Below are 227 nucleotides of genomic sequence, written 5' to 3' on the forward strand. Positions count from 1 at the left end.
AGCTATCAACATAAGTCCCTGTTTTATCTGCTTCGTTAGCGTACCAGGTGCCATACACACCCACACTGTAGCCGTCAATTTGCCCGCGTGAGTTGTACCCGGTCAGGTTGGAATGTGTGTGACTCTTACTGTTGGCATAGCCAGCCATCAGGCCGAGATGCCAGCGATCGAAAGCATTACTGCTCCATTGCGCAATATCGCCGCCAAGTTGCAGAACATAACGGTTG

General features: G+C 51.1%; 1 protein-coding gene. It reads right to left on the reverse strand.

The annotated features are described in order from the left end of the window. Positions 1-227, reverse strand: a 227-nt coding sequence (locus HEM79_RS23255) for an autotransporter outer membrane beta-barrel domain-containing protein (protein ID WP_183082739.1), incomplete at both ends; no start/stop codon positions are given.

The sequence above is a fragment of the Escherichia sp. 93.0816 genome (assembly GCF_013368855.2).
Classification (GTDB): Bacteria; Pseudomonadota; Gammaproteobacteria; order Enterobacterales; family Enterobacteriaceae; genus Escherichia; species Escherichia ruysiae.